This window comes from Bacillus massilinigeriensis, from assembly GCF_900117315.1.
In the GTDB taxonomy this organism is placed as follows: Bacteria; Bacillota; Bacilli; order Bacillales; family Cytobacillaceae; genus Bacillus_BE; species Bacillus_BE massilionigeriensis.
Genome location: NZ_LT630344.1, coordinates 1 through 1,301, shown reverse-complemented (window position 1 = coordinate 1,301; position 1,301 = coordinate 1). Strand labels below are relative to the sequence as shown.

Sequence of the window (1,301 nt, the reverse complement as noted above, 5' to 3'; positions counted from 1 at the left end):
CAACGTCGGAGCGATGAACCAGGAAACTATCGAAACGGCTCAACCAAAAGGAAATTAAAAACACAATTTGGTGAAGTGGAAGTAAATGTTCCACGGGACAGAAAAGGCTTGTATGAGCCACAAATTCTGGACAAGTATCAAAGAAATGTGGATGGATTGGAAGAAAAAATTCTGTCTCTTTACGCCCATGGTATGTCCACCAGAGATATCCAGGAACAAGTAAAGGATCTCTACAACATTGAGATCTCCTCTGAGTTAGTTAGTAAGATTAGTGAAAAAATAATGCCACAAGTAAACGAGTGGCAAAGTCGTCCACTTGAAGCCTATTATCCTTTTGTTTTCATGGACGCTATTCATTATAAAATTCGTGATAATCATCAAATTGTATCAAAAGCAGCCTATGTTGTTTTAGGAATCAACCATGAAGGATATAAAGAAATACTAGGGATTTGGGTTGGTGGAAACGAAAGCAGTAAGTTTTGGTTAGGTGTGTTGAACGATTTGAAAACAAGAGGAGTAAAAACAGTAAATCTTTTCTGTGTAGATGGACTTTCAGGGTTTAGAGAGGCCATTCAAGCTGTGTATCCTTTTGCCGGTATTCAGCGTTGTATCATTCACCAGATCCGTTCAAGTACTAAATATGTTTCTTATAAACACCTAAAAGAATTTGTCGCTGATTTAAAGCGAATCTATACTTCTATCAACGAAGAATCAGCCTTGGAAAGACTCTATGAGTTTAAAGAAAAATGGGGCAATGATTATCCATCGGCCATTAAATCATGGGAAGAAAATTGGGATATTTTAGCCACCTTCTTTGTTTATCCGCCAGAGATTAGGAAAATAATATATACGACGAATATTATTGAAGGGCTGCATCGCCAATTTAGAAAAGTAACCAAAACGAAGTCCATTTTCCCTAATGATGATAGCCTAAGAAAAATGCTTTTCTTGGCCTCTCAAAACATTACGAAAAAATGGACCATGCGTTATCGGAATTGGGACATGATCTTGAGTCAGCTTGAGATTTTGAATCAAACATCCTAATTGGGGACTCTGTCCCCAAACCCCTGAAGTTTAGCGCTTTTGTTTTCCCTAAAACGGACTAAAAAAACGGACAGAAAAGATCCGTCCGTTTTAGGGAAAAACCATAAAACCGCTCGGGTTGCACTTCTGCATTGCCCTATCCTGTTTTATGGTAAAAGCCAATTATATTTTTGACAAATGATGTTTTTTCTATACCTATTATTTCTTGCCTTGCGAAGATTGTCGGATATTACCTACACAAAATTTTACGCAGACCC

1 protein-coding gene is annotated in these 1,301 nt (G+C 37.7%); it reads left to right on the top strand.

Annotated features, from left to right (window positions below; all coding sequences use genetic code 11):
* Positions 1 to 1,044, top strand: a 1,044-nt coding sequence (locus BQ6100_RS20640) for an IS256 family transposase (protein WP_075983671.1), incomplete at its 5' end; no start/stop codon positions are given.
* Between the last annotated feature and the right edge of the window lie 257 nt (positions 1,045 to 1,301).